General features: G+C 56.8%; 14 protein-coding genes and 1 tRNA gene. 9 read left to right on the top strand and 6 right to left on the bottom strand.

What is annotated here, in order from left to right; translation table 11 throughout:
* Window positions 1–3: 3 nt before the first annotated feature.
* Together RHP74_RS21425 and RHP74_RS21420 are read left to right on the top strand one after the other, a co-directional pair.
* The gene (locus RHP74_RS21425) at window positions 4–2,148 is read left to right on the top strand and encodes a 3-hydroxyacyl-CoA dehydrogenase NAD-binding domain-containing protein (protein ID WP_311096255.1); all 2,145 of its coding nucleotides are present in this window, start codon (window positions 4–6) and stop codon (window positions 2,146–2,148) included.
* 95 nt (window positions 2,149–2,243) lie between these two features.
* Window positions 2,244–2,972, top strand: a complete 729-nt coding sequence (locus RHP74_RS21420; protein WP_010456594.1) for an amidotransferase — start codon at window positions 2,244–2,246, stop codon at window positions 2,970–2,972.
* Between the two features lie 54 nt (window positions 2,973–3,026).
* Here the strand turns inward: RHP74_RS21420 and RHP74_RS21415 are convergent, their stop codons facing one another.
* The 3 genes from RHP74_RS21415 to RHP74_RS21405 form a co-directional block, all read right to left on the bottom strand.
* Entirely contained in the window at window positions 3,027–3,998 is a 972-nt protein-coding gene (locus RHP74_RS21415; RefSeq protein WP_145305861.1) for a magnesium and cobalt transport protein CorA, read from the bottom strand.
* Between the two features lie 161 nt (window positions 3,999–4,159).
* Window positions 4,160–4,882: a 1-acyl-sn-glycerol-3-phosphate acyltransferase gene (locus RHP74_RS21410; protein ID WP_077748178.1), complete on the bottom strand. Its 723-nt coding sequence runs from the start codon at window positions 4,880–4,882 to the stop codon at window positions 4,160–4,162.
* 214 nt (window positions 4,883–5,096) lie between these two features.
* Window positions 5,097–5,786 carry a crotonase/enoyl-CoA hydratase family protein gene (locus tag RHP74_RS21405; protein WP_010456588.1) on the bottom strand — a complete coding sequence of 230 codons (690 nt, stop codon included), beginning with the start codon at window positions 5,784–5,786 and terminating at the stop codon, window positions 5,097–5,099.
* A gap of 307 nt (window positions 5,787–6,093) precedes the next feature.
* Between RHP74_RS21405 and RHP74_RS21400 the strand changes: the two genes are divergently transcribed.
* The 7 genes from RHP74_RS21400 (at window position 6,094) to RHP74_RS21370 (ending at window position 9,165) form a co-directional block, all read left to right on the top strand.
* Window positions 6,094–6,183, top strand: a tRNA-Ser gene (locus RHP74_RS21400).
* 329 nt (window positions 6,184–6,512) lie between these two features.
* The gene (locus RHP74_RS21395; RefSeq protein ID WP_010456586.1) at window positions 6,513–6,833 is read left to right on the top strand and encodes a YbjQ family protein; all 321 of its coding nucleotides are present in this window, start codon (window positions 6,513–6,515) and stop codon (window positions 6,831–6,833) included.
* A 187-nt stretch (window positions 6,834–7,020) separates the two neighbouring features.
* The gene (locus tag RHP74_RS21390) at window positions 7,021–7,206 is read left to right on the top strand and encodes a hypothetical protein (RefSeq protein WP_010456584.1); all 186 of its coding nucleotides are present in this window, start codon (window positions 7,021–7,023) and stop codon (window positions 7,204–7,206) included.
* Window positions 7,207–7,543: 337 nt separating this feature from the next.
* Window positions 7,544–7,915: a hypothetical protein gene (locus RHP74_RS21385; RefSeq protein WP_010456583.1), complete on the top strand. Its 372-nt coding sequence runs from the start codon at window positions 7,544–7,546 to the stop codon at window positions 7,913–7,915.
* Window positions 7,916–8,108: 193 nt separating this feature from the next.
* Window positions 8,109–8,537 carry a glycine zipper domain-containing protein gene (locus RHP74_RS21380; protein ID WP_010456581.1) on the top strand — a complete coding sequence of 143 codons (429 nt, stop codon included), beginning with the start codon at window positions 8,109–8,111 and terminating at the stop codon, window positions 8,535–8,537.
* Between the two features lie 126 nt (window positions 8,538–8,663).
* Window positions 8,664–8,846: a hypothetical protein gene (locus tag RHP74_RS21375; RefSeq protein WP_145305867.1), complete on the top strand. Its 183-nt coding sequence runs from the start codon at window positions 8,664–8,666 to the stop codon at window positions 8,844–8,846.
* Window positions 8,847–8,952: 106 nt separating this feature from the next.
* The gene (locus RHP74_RS21370; protein WP_311096254.1) at window positions 8,953–9,165 is read left to right on the top strand and encodes a hypothetical protein; all 213 of its coding nucleotides are present in this window, start codon (window positions 8,953–8,955) and stop codon (window positions 9,163–9,165) included.
* A gap of 580 nt (window positions 9,166–9,745) precedes the next feature.
* Here the strand turns inward: RHP74_RS21370 and RHP74_RS21365 are convergent.
* The 3 genes from RHP74_RS21365 to RHP74_RS21355 form a co-directional block, all read right to left on the bottom strand.
* Window positions 9,746–10,141 carry a hypothetical protein gene (locus RHP74_RS21365; protein ID WP_169856733.1) on the bottom strand — a complete coding sequence of 132 codons (396 nt, stop codon included), beginning with the start codon at window positions 10,139–10,141 and terminating at the stop codon, window positions 9,746–9,748.
* Between the two features lie 325 nt (window positions 10,142–10,466).
* Window positions 10,467–10,868 carry a hypothetical protein gene (locus RHP74_RS21360; protein ID WP_102595493.1) on the bottom strand — a complete coding sequence of 134 codons (402 nt, stop codon included), beginning with the start codon at window positions 10,866–10,868 and terminating at the stop codon, window positions 10,467–10,469.
* On the bottom strand, window positions 10,858–15,732 hold the full coding sequence (locus RHP74_RS21355) for an RHS repeat-associated core domain-containing protein (protein ID WP_311096253.1): 4,875 nt from the start codon (window positions 15,730–15,732) through the stop codon (window positions 10,858–10,860). Before RHP74_RS21355 ends, RHP74_RS21360 begins: the two co-directional genes overlap by 11 nt.
* Between the last annotated feature and the right edge of the window lie 162 nt (window positions 15,733–15,894).

Raw genomic sequence — 15,894 nt, 5'->3', positions numbered from 1 at the left:
GACATGACTGAAGCCATTCGTTACGAAAAAGGTCAGGACCAGATCGTCGTCCTGACCATCGACATGCCGGGCCAGAGCGCCAACACCATGAACGCGGTCTATCGCGAGGCCATGGCCGCCTGCGTCGCCCGCCTGGTGGCCGAAAAGGACAGCATTGCCGGGGTCATCATCACCTCGGGCAAGAAAACCTTCTTTGCCGGCGGCGACCTCAATGAACTGATCAAGGTCGGCAAACCCGAGGCCAAGGCCTTTTACGACATGGTCCTGACGCTCAAAGGCCAGTTGCGTACCCTGGAAACCCTCGGCAAACCGGTGGTGGCCGCGATCAATGGCGCGGCGTTGGGCGGTGGCTGGGAAATCTGCCTCGCCTGCCATCACCGCGTCGCGCTGGACAATCCATCCGTGCAACTCGGCCTGCCGGAAGTCACCCTTGGCTTGCTGCCGGGCGGTGGCGGGGTAGTCCGTATGGTGCGCATGCTGGGCATTGAAAAAGCCTTGCCGTACCTGCTCGAAGGCAAGAAAGTCCGGCCGCAACAGGCCTTGCAAGCGGGTTTGATCGATGAACTGGCCGCAGATCGCGATGAATTGCTGAGCAAGGCGCGCGCCTGGATTATTGCCAATCCGGCCGCCGCACAGCGGTGGGACGTGAAGGGTTATCAGATACCCGGCGGCACGCCGTCGAACCCGAAAGTCGCGCAAATGCTCGCCATCGCACCGTCGATCCTGCGCAGCAAAACCCAGGGCTGCATGCCTGCGCCGGAGAAGATTCTCTGTGCCGCTGTCGAAGGCGCTCAAGTGGATTTCGACACCGCGCACCTGATCGAAACCCGCTATTTCACGGAACTGACCACCGGGCAAATTTCGAAAAACCTGATCGGCACCTTCTGGTTCCAGCTCAACGAGATCAACGCCGGCGGCTCGCGGCCCAAGGGGTTTGCACCTTGTGTCACGCAAAAAGTCGGCGTGCTGGGCGCCGGGATGATGGGCGCGGGCATCGCCTTTGTCAGCGCTTCGGCCGGCATTGAAGTGGTGCTCAAGGACATCAACCTCGCAGCAGCGGAGAAGGGCAAGGCCCACTCGGCGGCGCTGCTGGACAAGAAAGTCGCACGCGCCCAGATGCTCCCGCAACAGCGAGAGGCGATCCTGGCGCGGATCCGCACCACCGAAAACGATGCCGACCTGGCCGGTTGCGACCTGATCATTGAAGCGGTATTCGAAGATCGCGAGCTGAAAGCCAAAGTCTCCTCGGCGGCACAAAAGGTCGTCGGCCCGGCCGCAGTGATCGCCTCCAACACCTCGACCTTGCCGATCAGCGGCCTGGCCACCGCCGTGCCGGATCAAACGAAGTTCATCGGTCTGCATTTCTTCAGCCCGGTGGAGAAAATGCCGCTGGTGGAAATCATCAAGGGCGCCAACACCAGCGACGAAACCCTGGCACGCGGGTTCGATTTCGTCCTGCAAATCAAGAAAACGCCGATTGTGGTCAACGACAGCCGTGGTTTCTTCACTTCCCGGGTGTTTGGCACCTTCACCAACGAAGGCATCGCCATGCTCGGCGAAGGCGTGAGTGCACCGATGATCGAGACGGAAGCGCGCAAGGCCGGTATGCCGGTCGGGCCTCTGGCGATCTCCGACGAAGTTTCCCTCAGCCTCATGAGTCATATCCGCCAGCAGACCGCCAAAGACCTGCAAGCAGAAGGGAAACTGCTGATTGAGCACCCTGCGTTCGCCGTGATTGACTTGCTGCTCAACGAATACAAGCGGCCCGGTAAAGCCGCAGGGGGCGGGTTCTACGAGTACCCGGTCGGTGGCCAGAAACATCTGTGGCCTGAGCTGAAAAGCCGTTTCGAGAAAGCCGACGGGCAGATTTCGCCAAAGGATGTGCGCGATCGCCTGCTGTTCGTGCAAGCCATCGAAACCGTGCGTTGTGTGGAGGAGGGTGTGCTGACCTCGACGGCGGACGCCAACGTCGGCTCGATCTTCGGTATCGGCTTCGCGGCCTGGACCGGCGGCGCGCTGCAGTTCATCAACCAGTACGGGGTGAAAGACTTCGTCGCCCGCGCCCAGTACCTGGCTCAGCAGTATGGCGAGCGTTTCGCGCCGCCTGCGTTATTGCTGGAGAAAGCGGCCAAAGGGGAGGCGTTCTAAGGGACGTATGACGCCTTCCGGGGCTTGCCTTGTCACCGTGTTTCGAGGCAGGCTCTGGGGTGTGCATTATTCCCATCACGTGTCAGGTATTTTTTATGTCGTTACGCATCTGCATTCTGGAAACCGACATCCTGCGTCCGGAACTGGTCGATCAATATCAGGGTTACGGGCAGATGTTCCAGAATCTGTTTTCGCAGCAACCCATCGCTGCCGAGTTCACCGTGTACAACGTGATGCAGGGCGAGTACCCCAGTGACGATCTGACCTTCGATGCCTACCTCGTCACCGGCAGCAAGGCCGATTCCTTCGGCACCGATCCGTGGATCGAAACCCTGCGGGCTTACTTGCTGAAGCGTTATGAACGCGGCGACAAGTTGCTGGGCGTGTGCTTCGGCCATCAGTTGTTGGCGCTGCTGCTGGGCGGCAAGAGCGAACGTGCGACCCAAGGTTGGGGCGTTGGCACTCACAAATACAAACTCGCTGCCAAGGCGCCATGGATGAGTCCGGTGCGTGAAGAACTGACCTTGTTGATCAGCCACCAGGACCAGGTGACGTCGCTACCGGAAAACGCCACGGTTATCGCCTCGAGCGATTTCTGTCCGTTCGCCGCGTACCACATCAACGATCAGGTGCTGTGCTTCCAGGGGCACCCGGAGTTCATTCACGATTATTCCCGTGCGCTGCTGGAGATTCGACAGGAGGCACTGGGTCAGCAGGTTTATACGAAAGGTGTGGCGAGCCTTGAGCAAGAGCATCACGGCACGACCGTTGCGGAGTGGATGATGCGGTTTGTGGCGCATAAGCCAGAAGCTAAAGCGGTTTAAAACATTGCAGTGAATGTGTGGCGAGGGAGCAGGCGCCCTCGCCACACAAGCGTTTCAAAGCCACCCGGACTTTTTGAAACTTGCCCACAAACTCACACACCCCACCGCAATAAACCCCAGCACCGCAAAATACCCGTAATGCCAGGTCAACTCCGGCATGTTCTGGAAGTTCATCCCGTAAATCCCCGCCACCGCCGTCGGAAACGCCAGGATCGCCGCCCACGCCGCAAACTTGCGCTGCACAACGCTCTGCCGTGACGCCTCCAGCAACACACCGACCTCGATGGTCTGGCTGGCAATGTCCGCCAGGGTCGTCAGGTCTTCCATCTGCCGTGTGACGTGAATCTGCACATCGCGAAAGTACGGGCGCATGTTCTTGTCGATAAACGGAAAGCTCAGCTTCTGCAGTTCCTCACCGATCTCCACCATCGGCGCCGCATAACGCCGCAAGCGCAAGACGTCCCGGCGCAGGCCGTGCAGCTTCTGGATGTCATGTTCATTCAGCGCGCTGCACAACACATTGCGCTCCAGCTCATCGATCTCGGCATGGATCGCTTCGCCCACCGGCTGGTAGTTTTCAATCACGAAATCGAGGATGGCATAGAGGACGAAATCTTCCCCGTGCTCCAACAACAGCGGACGCGCCTCACAACGTTGGCGGACAAGGGCGTAGGACGCCGAATGACCGTTGCGCGCGGTAATGATGTAACCGTTGCCGGCAAAGATATGAGTCTCGATGAACTCCAGTTTGCCTTCATGCCGGACCGGTGAATACGTGACGATAAACAAGGCATCGCCGAAGGTTTCGAGCTTCGGTCGGCTGTGTTTTTCCAAGGCGTCTTCGATGGCCAGCTCGTGCAGGTTGAACTGGCGTTGCAGGTTGGTCAGTTCCTGCGCGTTCGGCTCTTCAAGGCCGATCCAGACAAAGTGGCCAGGCTTTGCTGCCCAGGCCGCGCCTTCGTCGAGGGTGATATTGGTGACTTTTTTACCGGCGCTATAAACCGCAGCAGCAACAACTCTACCCATGATTTTGGTTCACTTCTTATTAGCGCTTTTGATTAACAAAGACCCAGTGGCGAGCCGTGCTCAGCTTAGCCTTGTCTGCTGCTTGAGAGTCAATGAAATCTGCCGAGTTCGCCGGCAGAAGTTCACAGGCGAAAAAAACCCGCACTAGGCGGGTTTTATTGTCAAACGGCTTGGAGTTGTCGGTCCATCGACTCGATGCATTCGCGCATCTGCTCGCGGCACTGTGCCATCAGCCGGGGCATGTCATCCAGGCTCAATCCCGCCGTAGGAATTGCTGGCAGCGAGCGGATCAGAATTTTCCCACTGCGCCAGCGGTTCAATCGCATGTGTTTGACGTAACTGCTGACACACACCGGCACGATCGGCACGCCCGCGGCGATCGCCATCTGGAACGCGCCTTTCTTAAACGGCAGCAGATCTTCACCGAGGTTGCGCGTACCTTCGGGGAAGACCCAGATCGATGTGTCTTGATGCTGCAAGGTGTGCGTGGTGGTCAACATCGACTGGCGCGCCTTGTGCGCATTGCCGCGGTCGATCAACACATTGCCGGCCAGCCAGAACAACTGCCCGAACAGCGGCACCCACTTCAGGCTCTTTTTGCCGATGCATACGGTGCGGCGGGGCACCACGTTGCCGAACACAAACAGATCGTAGTTGGACTGGTGGTTGGCGATGATCACGCAGCTGTCGGGCTTATCCATCAACGGCCCGACATCGGCCTTCACCCGCAAACGCAAAATACACATCGCCGGCCAAGCATACAGGCGCGCGCACAACCGGCTGTTGTCCGGGTTGAACGGGCGGCACAGGCCCAGAATCACCCCAAGCACACCGGCCAAAATAAAGTGCAGGCCCATCAATAACATACGAAACGCAAACAGCATTTACAGGCCCCACCGGGACAAAAGGTGGCGCAGTGTACGGATGTGCACTGTTTTCGGCAATTGCCGCTATAGAGGAAGGAGATAGGCGATGTTTGTGCGCATGTTTCCGACTTGAGGGTCAGACACGTGCTAGAGCGGTTGTTGATTTTTCAACAGCGTGCGTATGAAAAAGCCCGACACGACGGTCGGGCTTTTCTGTGCAGCCTGTCCGGGCTTAACCCATGTGTTCCTGATCCAGGATGATCGCGTTGTCCAGCGTATCCAGCAGCGCCTTGCGCACTTTCAGCTTGGTGTTCTTGTGCGCGGTCATGTTGATCTTCTTCAACTGACGCGCCGCCGCCAGCGCAGCACTTTGCAGCTCTTCGGCCGACACCACCAGATCGAGGAAGCCGGCATCCACGGCGCTCTGTGGATTAAACATCTCACCGTTGATGACGGAGCGGTGGAACGCCGACTTGCGCAGACGATCACGCGCGATCTCGATACCGGCATGGTGCATGGTCATGCCGATCTGCACTTCGTTCAGGCCAATGCTGAACGGGCCGTCGACACCAATGCGGTAGTCCGCCGACAACAGCAGGAACGCGCCCTTGGCCACCGCATGCCCAGGGCACGCCACAATCACCGGGAATGGATGCGACAACAGACGACGGGCCAGCGTCGAGCCGGCCGTCACCAGCGCGACCGCTTCTTTCGGGCCGGACGTCATCACCTTCAAGTCATAACCGCCGGACAGAATCCCCGGCGTACCGGTAATGATCACCACTGCACGATCAGTCACCGCCTGATCCAGCGCAGCATTAAACGCAGCAATCACGTCCGGGGAAATGGCATTGACCTTGCCATTGCTCAAAGTCAGGGTCGCGATACCGTCTTCGAGATGGTAGGAAATCAACTCACTCATGACGCTATTCCTTGTATGAAAGTTGGGCAGACGTTACCCACCGCCGCAGGCCAGGTAAAGCGCCGTGACTGACCCGCCAGTCACCCTTTCCCCGCCGGGCAAGCGTAGCTCGCCACTCCCGCCGCGCATTCCTCTGCTTATAGAAGAGGGCGCGAAGCCGGAGATTGGCAGGTTTGCCATCGCCCGGAACCGACAGGATCGACTGAAACGCTAAGCGCATGAAAATTCTGCAAAAAAAGTTTGCCATCAGAAAAGCTTTCGACTACATTAGCGCGCCTCGACAGACAGAACATGTTTGAAGAGATACGGTGAAGTGTCCGAGTGGCTTAAGGAGCACGCCTGGAAAGTGTGTATACAAGAAATTGTATCGAGAGTTCGAATCTCTCCTTCACCGCCAAATTCGATGTAACCAGAACCCCTGATTTCGAGAGAAATCAGGGGTTTTGTGGTTTCTGGCGTTAGTATTTGAATCATGGCACCGTTGTTGGCTCAAGCGAATAAGCGAAGTCGCTTCTGAAAATGGTGTAGGAATAGTGAAAGGCGTGTGGGAAGTAACGCAGGAGCGCCAGGCGGATGGGGGCTTCCGACGGCAAGCTTCTTTGACTCTGTAAATATGCCTGAAGAACTGTGATACCCGATTATCGAAGCCCAGCCGTTGCTGGGCTTTTTGTTTTCAACGATTGGCGGCAGAGGAATAATGCGCGCCTCTATGAAGAAGGAATCCCCATGATCACCACCACCACCCACGCCATCGAAGGCCGCCAAATCACAGCCTATCTGGACATCGTCAGCGCCGAATCGGTGCAGGGCGTCAACGTTATTCGCGACGTGTTCGCCGGCATGCGGGATTTCTTCGGTGGGCGTTCCCAGACGCTGGAGCGGGCGTTGAAGGAAGCGCGGATTCAGGCGACCGACGAGATCAAGGAGCGGGCGCGGGCGCTTCAGGCGGATGCGGTGGTGGGGCTCGATTTTGAGATCAGCATGCCGGCCGGCAAGGGTGGGATGGTCGTGGTGTTTGTAACCGGGACGGCGGTCAAGTTGAGGTGAGTGACGGAATGAATCTGTTTGATCGCCGGCTGATTTTGTAGGAAACGGCGGGGGCCATTCGTCGGGCATGCGGAGATCTGAACTACAAGTCTGGTAATGACCGGCTAGTCTCAAAAGCCTTGGTGGTCGATATTTTTCAGGCAATAGGGCTTGCCGGTATCGATCCCGCTTTGAGAGGGGAAGCGCTATGACTGATCCGTATATCGAAGACGACGGGGCAGAATTTCCAATCAACAATTGCGTGCAGTGTGGCCAGACGGAGTATGTGGCGAGCTTCGGTGAAGATCAGGTCGAAACCAGCAAAGTCAGATCCGCAGCAACCAAGGTGCTCAGGTCGAAGTTTTTGCCAAAAAGAGTGACATCCAGGAAGTAATGGTCAAACGGACAAACCCCGCCAATGAGTGGGGTTTTTTTATTTTTAGAGGGGCTCGACACCCCAAAAAATGGTCGACCGACAAGCGAGAATTTTCTGTTGATGTTTTTTCACAAAGTTTTCACACCCAAGTACGTAGTCTCAGCTCATCCGTTAGAAAGCAGTACCCTAGCCCGTTCCCCAGCGGGCTTTTTTTTGCCTGTCATAAAACCTTTTCCATAAAAGCTGTCCAAACGTCGCCAATTGCGAGGAGCGGCGGCTTTTGTGTGGACGTTTCCTCCTCGAAAGCATTCAATCCCCGGCTTTTCGGTATTCCCTATTTTTGAGGTTTTTCGTCATGCGTTTAACACTGCCTGCTCTGGTTCTGGGACTTCTGGTGACTCAAGGTGCGATGGCTGCCGGTGATGGCACTGCTGCGATCGGTGGTGGTCTGGGTGGTGCGTTGGGTAACGTAGTCGGCCAGAGCATGGGCGGCAGCACCGGCGCGGCAATCGGCGCGGGTGTTGCGGGCGCAGCCGGCAGTGCCGTGGCAGCACGTAAAGGCAGCCGCACCAAAGCGGCCATTGGTGGCGGCGTCGGTGCGGCCGGTGGTTCGGTGATCGGCAACAGCCTGGGCGGCAAGACTGGTTCGACCATTGGTGCAGGCTTGGGCGGCGCATTGGGCGGCGGCGTGGGCAGCAATCTGGCCAAAGGTCACAAGCGTCACTGATCCTGAGCGATAACCTCGAAAAGCCCGGCTAAATGCCGGGCTTTTCGTATCTGGATGTTTCGTTTTTCACAGACTTTGAATTTGCAGATGTCCAACCTCCATCGCTGGCCGGATTCAGTGAGTGCAGGTGCTAGACTCACGCCCATCCGCAATGCGTACTCTTACCCCCAATGCGGAATTTGAGGTTCATATCATGCGTTTGACATTGTCCACGTTGTTTCTGGGACTTTTGGTCGCTCAAGGTGCAATGGCTGCCGGTGATGGCACTGCTGCAGTTGGTGGCGGTCTTGGCGGCGCACTGGGTAACGTAGTGGGTCAGCAAATGGGCGGCAGCACAGGCGCAGCGATTGGCGCCGGCGTTGGCGGTGCTGCGGGCAGCGCTGTTGGCGCGAACAAGGGCAGTCGCACAGAGGCCGCGATTGGTGGTGGGTTAGGCTCGGCAGGCGGCTCCGTGATCGGCAACAGCCTCGGCGGTTCTACCGGTTCGACCATTGGCGCAGGCCTGGGTGGCGCAGCGGGTGGTGCGGTCGGCAACAACCTTGGCAACGACAACGGCGGCTCCCATTCTGGAGGCGGTCATAAGAATAAGCACAAAAACAAACACAAGAATAAACATCACTGATTCGACATCGAGTGATATCAGAAACCCGGCCCAGGCCGGGTTTTTTCGTATCTGCCTGGTAGTCCCCGGAACGTTTGGTCGCAAGCCGCCTCGAACGTCATACACCCCAACGTTGCGAGGACTGCCATGACTCCTGAAACCGAAGGCAAGGAAGAAAAAGGCCCAAGTGGGCTTCCGTTCATCAATGACCCAGGTAACGAAGATCCGGGTTCTTTGATGGATGATGCAACGGTCCCGCTCAACGACTCCGATGACGCTGGGGATGTGGGAAACGCCGAGTACGAAGAAGAGGAAGAAGACGACGATTGACCGGCGTTGATGTGCTATCGACCGATCGTCTCACTGATCGAACGCAAGCATTGCCCAGCCCTCGAAATTTCAGGGCCTGCTTTTCAGGCCCTTCGAGAGGTGATTTATGAATGCTGATCCGAAAGTCGACGATGACGACGACACCCCTGAATACCCTCTGCCTTCGCCCACCGATTCCCTGAGTCGCGATCACCGTCCGCCTGACGACGACACTGCGGTCGAGCAAGTGCCGACTGATGATGTGAAACGTGGCGATGTTGAGGCCTCCCCCGAAGACCCGGATATTGCCGGTAACGATGGCTCCGGTGAGCCCAGCTGAAAAACCATTCGTCGATTGAGCGGCACCTTTAAAAAGCCAACGCTGCCAGAAATCAGGTACGCACCTTTTTAGAGGAGATGCACCATGATCAGGTCAACATTGATGGTCCTGACGGTGAGCAGCGTGTTGTCGATCAGTTCAATGGCGGCGTTTGCTCAGTCTTCCGGCAACGATGCACCGGTCGATAAGGGCGGGATGCCGCCGTCTACTGAAATGAACGCGGGTTCTGGAGACGGGAAGGCGTTGCCGCCTGGCTCCATTGGTGGTGGGAATGCGGGTGATGCGAGCGGGAGTAGCACCAGCCCGGGAGCGGGAAGCGGGTCGATGAGTGGTGGAAGTTCGATGGGGAGTGGTTCTGGGAGTGGGTCTGGAGGATCCGGTAGCTCTGGTGGTTCCGGGATGAGCGGTGGTGGGAGTGGTGGGAGTTCGGGAAGTGCGGGAGGAGGGACGGGTGGTGCTGGTGGGGGGACGAGTGGTTCCGGCGGTTAATCCAGGTTGTTCTTGGAGGATAAGCCCAGTCCGAACTGGGCTTTTTTGCTAATAAAGTGCTTTGGCTAAATATGATTGTTAACCTTCGTGGTTAGTGCGTGAACTGTTGCAGCCAACGGTTATAGAAGTCCCTTTGTTGTTGAATATCAGTTGTGATGTCTTTGTCTTCAAAATCGAAGATATTAACCACGTCTTCAGTTTCAGTTGCGCGTCCCATATGGAGCTCATACGCCACTATGCCGCCGGCCATTTGCGAGGCCATACGCGAGGGATATACGTTGAGTTTGGCGCCTTTGCATAGAAAATTCATTTCCTGAAAATCGGCTCGCAACAGCCCAAAGCATTCGTAAAGATCAAAAGCCGTGTAAGTTTTTCTCAAGCCATTTTTTGTTGTGAAAACCAATGTCAGATTTTTTCGGTCGCATTCGATTGAAATTTTCTCGGTGACTCCGCAGGAGTTTATGGATATTTCTATTGTTTTGTTCACGATCACTTCCTGCGTGGGTTGGGAGTTGAGTAGCCCTTGTAGCTGCCATCCGTCCTAAATAAATCTGTCCCCTGAGCCCGTCCCCTTAACCCGATCGGGAATGGGTCTGGGAGTGGGAATGGAGGGTCCGGTAGTTCTGGTGGTTCAGGGATGAGTGGCGGTGGGAGTTTGGGGAGTGCGGGAGGAGGTGGTGGTTCGGATGGTTAATCCAAGTATTCCAGAAGAAGAGCCCAGTACGAACTGGGCTCTTCAGGCGCTTTTTTAAATAACAGAGATGTTTAGGGGGCTGTGTTTTTTATTAAAAAATCGCTGCTCTGTATGCGCTCTAGTGTTTAATTTTTTTTATGGACTCTAACCAGCGATGAAAGAATTCGGTCTGTAGTCTTGGTTCGTTGATTATTTCTTTGTCATCAAAGTCGAAGATGTTGACGATATCTTTTCTTGTGGCGCGGACGCCTATTTTGTGCTCGTATGCCATTATTCCGGATGTCATCTGCGACGACATGCTAGATGGTCTAACGTTTATCTTCGCTCCTTTACAAAGAAATTTAATTTCAGGGAGTGATTTAATTATTTTTCCCAGACACTCATAGATGTCTAAGCCTTTGAATTCTTCGCTCCAACCATTTTCAAGTGTCAAGCGGATCACAGGTACCCGCTCGTCATAATCCAAGGTCGCAGTTTCGGGTTTTCCACCCACCACTATAGGTATTTTCTTAATTGTCATTTTTCAGATTCCTTGATGGATTCGGAATGGAATACCCAACATAACTACCATCTTTTTTCAGGGGCGTGGCACCGAGAATATTTTTGCTTTCTATTCCGTTAGGTATTGCAATTTCAGACTCATAACTATAAGGAATGTCGTCAGGATGTAATTCTTTGTTCACGTCGTGGCCATAGATTTTTTTCAGGGTGTACAAGTAACCCTTGGTAGTTCTGTATCTTGTGCCGAAATCGATGCCTACTTCCCGATCAGTCGATGTACTTACGAAATTGCTTGGTGGATTTCGGTTGTCCCATATATGGAGCAATAGATCGGTACTTTTGCCTAAGCTTAAAAAACCAGTGTCAAAGATTTCATCGGGACGACGAAGATCACCACGGTAAAGATAATCGATTTCTGCTTTCGGAGTAGGAAGAGTGGCCTCCCCCTCATCAACCTTCGCCGTCCCTGTCGGATCCTCATCCCCAAACGAAGGCCTCTTGCACCCGTCCCCTCCAGGACAATCATTCAACCCCAACGGATCAACCCACCCCGTTGGATTGCGCGTGTACTGATACCCGTTTAACCCACCCGCCAACTTACTCGGATCCGGCGTCAGATACCGTCCCAGATCTGGGTTGTAGTACCGGTGCCGGTTGTAATGCAGTCCCGTCTCCGCATCGTAATACTGCCCCTGAAACCTCAATGGCTGATCCAGAACCTGATGGGTATCGCGGTTTAGGCGTGTCAGGCGGCCATAGGCTGTGTATTGGGCGGCCCAGATAATGTCGCCGCTGTAGTCGGTGAGTTCTTGTGGTGTGCCGAGGTGGTCGAGTTGGTAGTAGAACGGGCAGGCCTGGTACGGGCCTTTGCCGTCGAGCATGGCCAGCGGGCGGAAGGTGCCGGGTTCGTAGACATAGCTGCGGTAATGTTCGCGGCCACTTTCGGCAACGAGGTTGTCGCCCTGCCAGAAGTACTCGGTGATGTGGTCGTCGACGGTTTTACAGATGCGGCGGCCGAAGGCATCGTAGCGGTAGCTGGCGGTGTTGCCGCTCGGCAGGGTGACGCCGATTAATCGATGCTGGCAGTCGTAGCGGTACTCGGTGACGAGTTTTTGGGCGGCGCCGCGGCGCTCGCGGATCAGGTTGCCGAAGGCGTCGTAGTCGAAATGGCGATCGCCCTGCATCAGCAGGCGATTGCCTTTGAGGGTGGCTGGGCCTGGCCGGTCCTGCATCAACAGGTTGCCGGCGGGGTCATGGGCGAAACTTTCGGGCTGCTGGTCGCGGGAGTGGCGGACGCGGATCAGGCGGTCAAGCGGATCGTATTGATAGCTGCGTTGGCCATGACGGGTGTCGGCGATGTGTTCGAGATTGCCGTTGGCGCTGTAGGTATAGTCGCGCCGATACAGCGGATGCTGGGGTTGGCTGATAGCGTGAGCTTTCAGGCGACCCTGTTCATCGTAGTCGTACCGGCTCGACAACATGCCTTGCTGACGTTGCAGTTCGCGGTCGGCTTTATACGTGTGGCTTGTAAGTCGTGTGCCGTTAAGGTCGATGGCTGTCAGCGCACCGCCCTTGGCGTGGTGATAGTCGAGTTGGCTGTTGTCCGGCAGACGCAGATGGTTGAGCTTGCCGCAAGCGTCATAGCCGTAGCGCAGCGTGCCCCAACCTTGATGTTCGGTGATCAGGCGGTTTTGCTTGTCGTACGCGAACTCCAGCGGATGGTCGTGGCCGTCATCGACGCTGACCAATCGACCGAGGCTGTCATAGCGATATTCGACGTTGACGCCATCGGGCAGGTTTTTGACCAGCAGGCGTCCGGCCGTATCCCGTTGGTAACTCGTAAACAGCTGCGAGCCTTCATCACCGAATTCGGTTTTTTCCAGCAGGTGGCCGTTGAGGTCGTAGGCATACGCTGTGCTACGGCCGTCAAAGCCGGTTTCCTGTCGGATCAGTCCGCCAGGTGTGTAGTCCAGTCGATAGCGTTCGCCGGATTCGTTTTCGATTTCCGTCAGTAGCAGCCGGGCGTTGTCGTAGCGATAACGCAGCTGCGTGCCGTCGGGATTGATTCGGCGGCTGACCAGATGCAGGTCATCGTCGTATTCAAAACGGGTGACGCGCCCCAGTTCATCGCGTTCGGCGGTGATTTTGCCGTAGGCGTTGTAACTGAAGGCGCGGCTGGCGCCTGAGGGAAGAACCGTCTGGATCAGTCGGCCAACGGCGTCCCATTGGTATTGAGTGACGGCTCCATGTTCGTCCTGACGGGCAATCTGACGACCCGATACATCGTAGGAAAACCGCCGCTGACTGCCGTCCGGCAACGTCTCTTCAACCAGTTGGCCGATGGCATCCCACACGAACACATGACGGCTGGTGTCCGGGTAACGGATAGACAGCAGCCGGCCTTGAGCATCGTAGTGGTAGTGAGTGATGTGGCCGTCGGGATCGATGGCCTCGGTGACATCCCCCTGAGCATTGCGTCGGTATTTCCACACCGCTTTACCGCGATATCGCGCATGCAGGAAACCGTTGCGATATTCGTAGGACGTTGGCTCGTCTTCCGGTGGAATCAGCGCGATCAGCCGCCCGACCTCGTCGTAGCGATACTGGGTGATCGTCCCTGACGGACTGCGCTCGGTTGTCAATCGGCCGTGGTCGTCGTAGGTGTTGAGATGCTCTGCGCCATCCGGCTCAACCCGGCGCACCAATCGGGCCTTATCGTCATGGACGTAAACTTCTTCGCTGCCATCGGCGTTTTTAACCAGCACTGCGCCGTCGTCATCCCAGGCATATCGCGTATCCATCTGCGAAAAAGTCGCCCAGTGCCTGACACATCTGGCCGCCTTGCCAGACCTTTCCCACTCCCAGAAGAAACTGGCCCCACCGGCCAGTTGTCGCTGGAGAATCACGTGTTGGTCGTCGTAGTCGTATCGCTCGCTTTCGCCGGCAGCATTGGTCGCTTCGATCAGGCGGTGACGGGCGTCGTAGCGGTAGGCAATCAGCGTTTGCTCTGTACGCCAGGCGTCCATCAATCCGTCGGCGGGGTGAAACGACTGATACTCGACCGTAACGATGTGCCGGCGCTCGTAACGCAACAGCAGTGAACGTCCCGCGCCGTTATCGACGCGTTGAATGCGATCCTGACGGTCGCGGGTGATATGCAGCCGGTTGTCGTAGGCATCACTGATGGACGTCAGGCGACCATTTTCAAAGTGATAGAACCGTGGAGACTCACCCGCCAGCGCAACAATCAGCTCCTCGGGTTTGTTTCCGAGATAAATGGCCGAGCGGGACAGGCTGTTATGAATCGCCGGACGCAAAATGCTGGGCAGTGGAAACGTCGTGCGACGGTTTTCATGGTCGGTCCAGACGACCTGTTCTGCGTCCAGCTCCAGGCGATGCGCCAGCGAATGACTCCAGCCCCAACCCAGCCCGCAATCCATTTCCACGGCGCTGGTTCGGTACAACCGGGTAAACGCGAAAGGCAGCAAGCCGTTAAGCGATCCATCGTCCAGTGTCAGCAGTTCTTCGCCGGTGACCATCGACACCGGGCAACCGTTGGTGCAGGTCAGCGGCCCGCAATCGGCACTATCGCCGTTGGGATTTTTCGCTTGATCGGAAACGTCGTCACGGTGCTCTTGCCGACCCAATCGGGTCATGGCTGCGGATTTGTCGCGAGCAATGGCGACTGGATTCTGCACTGTCAAAACCGGTGCAGTGCCCATGTTGATCTGCAACGGCACGGCGGGTGCGGGGTTTAGCGGAGCATTTCGGACATTGACCGCAAGGGGTTTGAGTACGCCCGCGTGGGGCGTCAGGTCGGACTGGGTGCCGAGCTCGGCCAACCTCAGGCTCGCGGCAGCCAGCCATTTGCGCGCGCGCTCGGATTTGATCTTGTCCAGCACCTTGGTGCTGATGCCGAGCTTCAACCCGGCAGGGCCTGTGAAGCGCGCCAGCAGGAAGCCGATCAATATGCCTGTGCGAATCTGCGCCACAACTTCGGCGATGAACTGCGGCGGCAACATCCTCAGCCAACTGGTGATCGCCGCCAGATGAATGAACATCAGCGGCTCATCACTCAACACCAGCAGCAGGTTGGCGATGGATTCCGCTGAAGCCTCCAGCAGCGTTTCAAGTTCAGTTTCGGTCAGGTATTCAAGGAGTTTTTCACTGTTGGCTTGCAGGTCCGCGATCAGCGCGTAAATCTGCTTCACGTCATCCCACAACCCGTTCAGCGAATTCTCGAAACCGCGCCAGTCGGCCTGTTGCAGCAGGCCGTAACGCTTGATGAAACCGGCCTCGGCGAACTCGGCCCATGAGGGTTCGAATTCGGTCGTCCACTCGTTACGCAGCCAGCCTTCCAGACCGCTGATGACGCCTTGATAGGAGGCATAAAGCGCTTTGACATGCTCAGCGGAAACATTCGGGAAGAAGGTGATGCGATAACGCAGGCTGCGTTCGCACTCGCGGATTTCGAGGATGCCGCTAGGGCCGATCTCGTCATAAACCGGCTTGCCGAACGTACCGTCAGCGTTCAAAGGCTCAAGCATCACCGGGGTGTTGCCGATCGGCACGAACCGCGCAGCGTCGAACATGTGCACGAGGGTCAGGGGACCCGCTGCCGGGCATGCTGCGACGGTCGAGCTGACAGGGGTGGTGGAGTTTTTCGGCGCGACCAGGCGAACGTCGTGCCCCACCTTGAACACCTGCTCGATATCCAGCGCCTTGCCGGTCCAGAAACTTTCGGCCCAGGCGTCGTAGTCATTGAGGCAAAGCCGGAAGTCAGCGAACAGCGCTTCGACATCCGGCCGCTCGGGGTCCATGGCGGCAACCACCAGCAGGCCGATGGCGTTATTCAAGGCCAGTACCTTGTCAGGTACGAACATTCGCAGTCCCTCGCGCAGATCAAGTTTGAGCGCGGGACTTTGCTTGGGATCAACGGGTAAAGAAGTCGGGAAAGGAGGCGTTTTATGTAGGGAAAATCGCTAAATGACGACGAGCACTTTTTGTATCTGTCAGGGATTGCCCGTTGCTCGATGGCCGGCGCG

This window comes from Pseudomonas sp. SG20052 (genome assembly GCF_031766055.1).
GTDB lineage: Bacteria > Pseudomonadota > Gammaproteobacteria > Pseudomonadales > Pseudomonadaceae > Aquipseudomonas > Aquipseudomonas mandelii.
The sequence above is the reverse complement of the archived record's forward strand: the minus strand, read 5'-3'. Positions and strand labels throughout refer to the sequence as shown.

What these genes read in the sequence shown, in the direction of transcription:
- RHP74_RS21425 (WP_311096255.1), top strand. Translation starts at nt 4, where the DNA reads ATGACTGAAGCCATTCGTTACGAAAAAGGTCAGGACCAGATCGTCGTC.
- RHP74_RS21420 (WP_010456594.1), top strand. Translation starts at nt 2,244, where the DNA reads ATGTCGTTACGCATCTGCATTCTGGAAACCGACATCCTGCGTCCGGAA.
- RHP74_RS21415 (WP_145305861.1), bottom strand. Translation starts at nt 3,998, where the DNA reads ATGGGTAGAGTTGTTGCTGCTGCGGTTTATAGCGCCGGTAAAAAAGTC.
- RHP74_RS21410 (WP_077748178.1), bottom strand. Translation starts at nt 4,882, where the DNA reads ATGCTGTTTGCGTTTCGTATGTTATTGATGGGCCTGCACTTTATTTTG.
- RHP74_RS21405 (WP_010456588.1), bottom strand. Translation starts at nt 5,786, where the DNA reads ATGAGTGAGTTGATTTCCTACCATCTCGAAGACGGTATCGCGACCCTG.
- RHP74_RS21395 (WP_010456586.1), top strand. Translation starts at nt 6,513, where the DNA reads ATGATCACCACCACCACCCACGCCATCGAAGGCCGCCAAATCACAGCC.
- RHP74_RS21390 (WP_010456584.1), top strand. Translation starts at nt 7,021, where the DNA reads ATGACTGATCCGTATATCGAAGACGACGGGGCAGAATTTCCAATCAAC.
- RHP74_RS21385 (WP_010456583.1), top strand. Translation starts at nt 7,544, where the DNA reads ATGCGTTTAACACTGCCTGCTCTGGTTCTGGGACTTCTGGTGACTCAA.
- RHP74_RS21380 (WP_010456581.1), top strand. Translation starts at nt 8,109, where the DNA reads ATGCGTTTGACATTGTCCACGTTGTTTCTGGGACTTTTGGTCGCTCAA.
- RHP74_RS21375 (WP_145305867.1), top strand. Translation starts at nt 8,664, where the DNA reads ATGACTCCTGAAACCGAAGGCAAGGAAGAAAAAGGCCCAAGTGGGCTT.
- RHP74_RS21370 (WP_311096254.1), top strand. Translation starts at nt 8,953, where the DNA reads ATGAATGCTGATCCGAAAGTCGACGATGACGACGACACCCCTGAATAC.
- RHP74_RS21360 (WP_102595493.1), bottom strand. Translation starts at nt 10,868, where the DNA reads ATGACAATTAAGAAAATACCTATAGTGGTGGGTGGAAAACCCGAAACT.
- RHP74_RS21355 (WP_311096253.1), bottom strand. Translation starts at nt 15,732, where the DNA reads ATGTTCGTACCTGACAAGGTACTGGCCTTGAATAACGCCATCGGCCTG.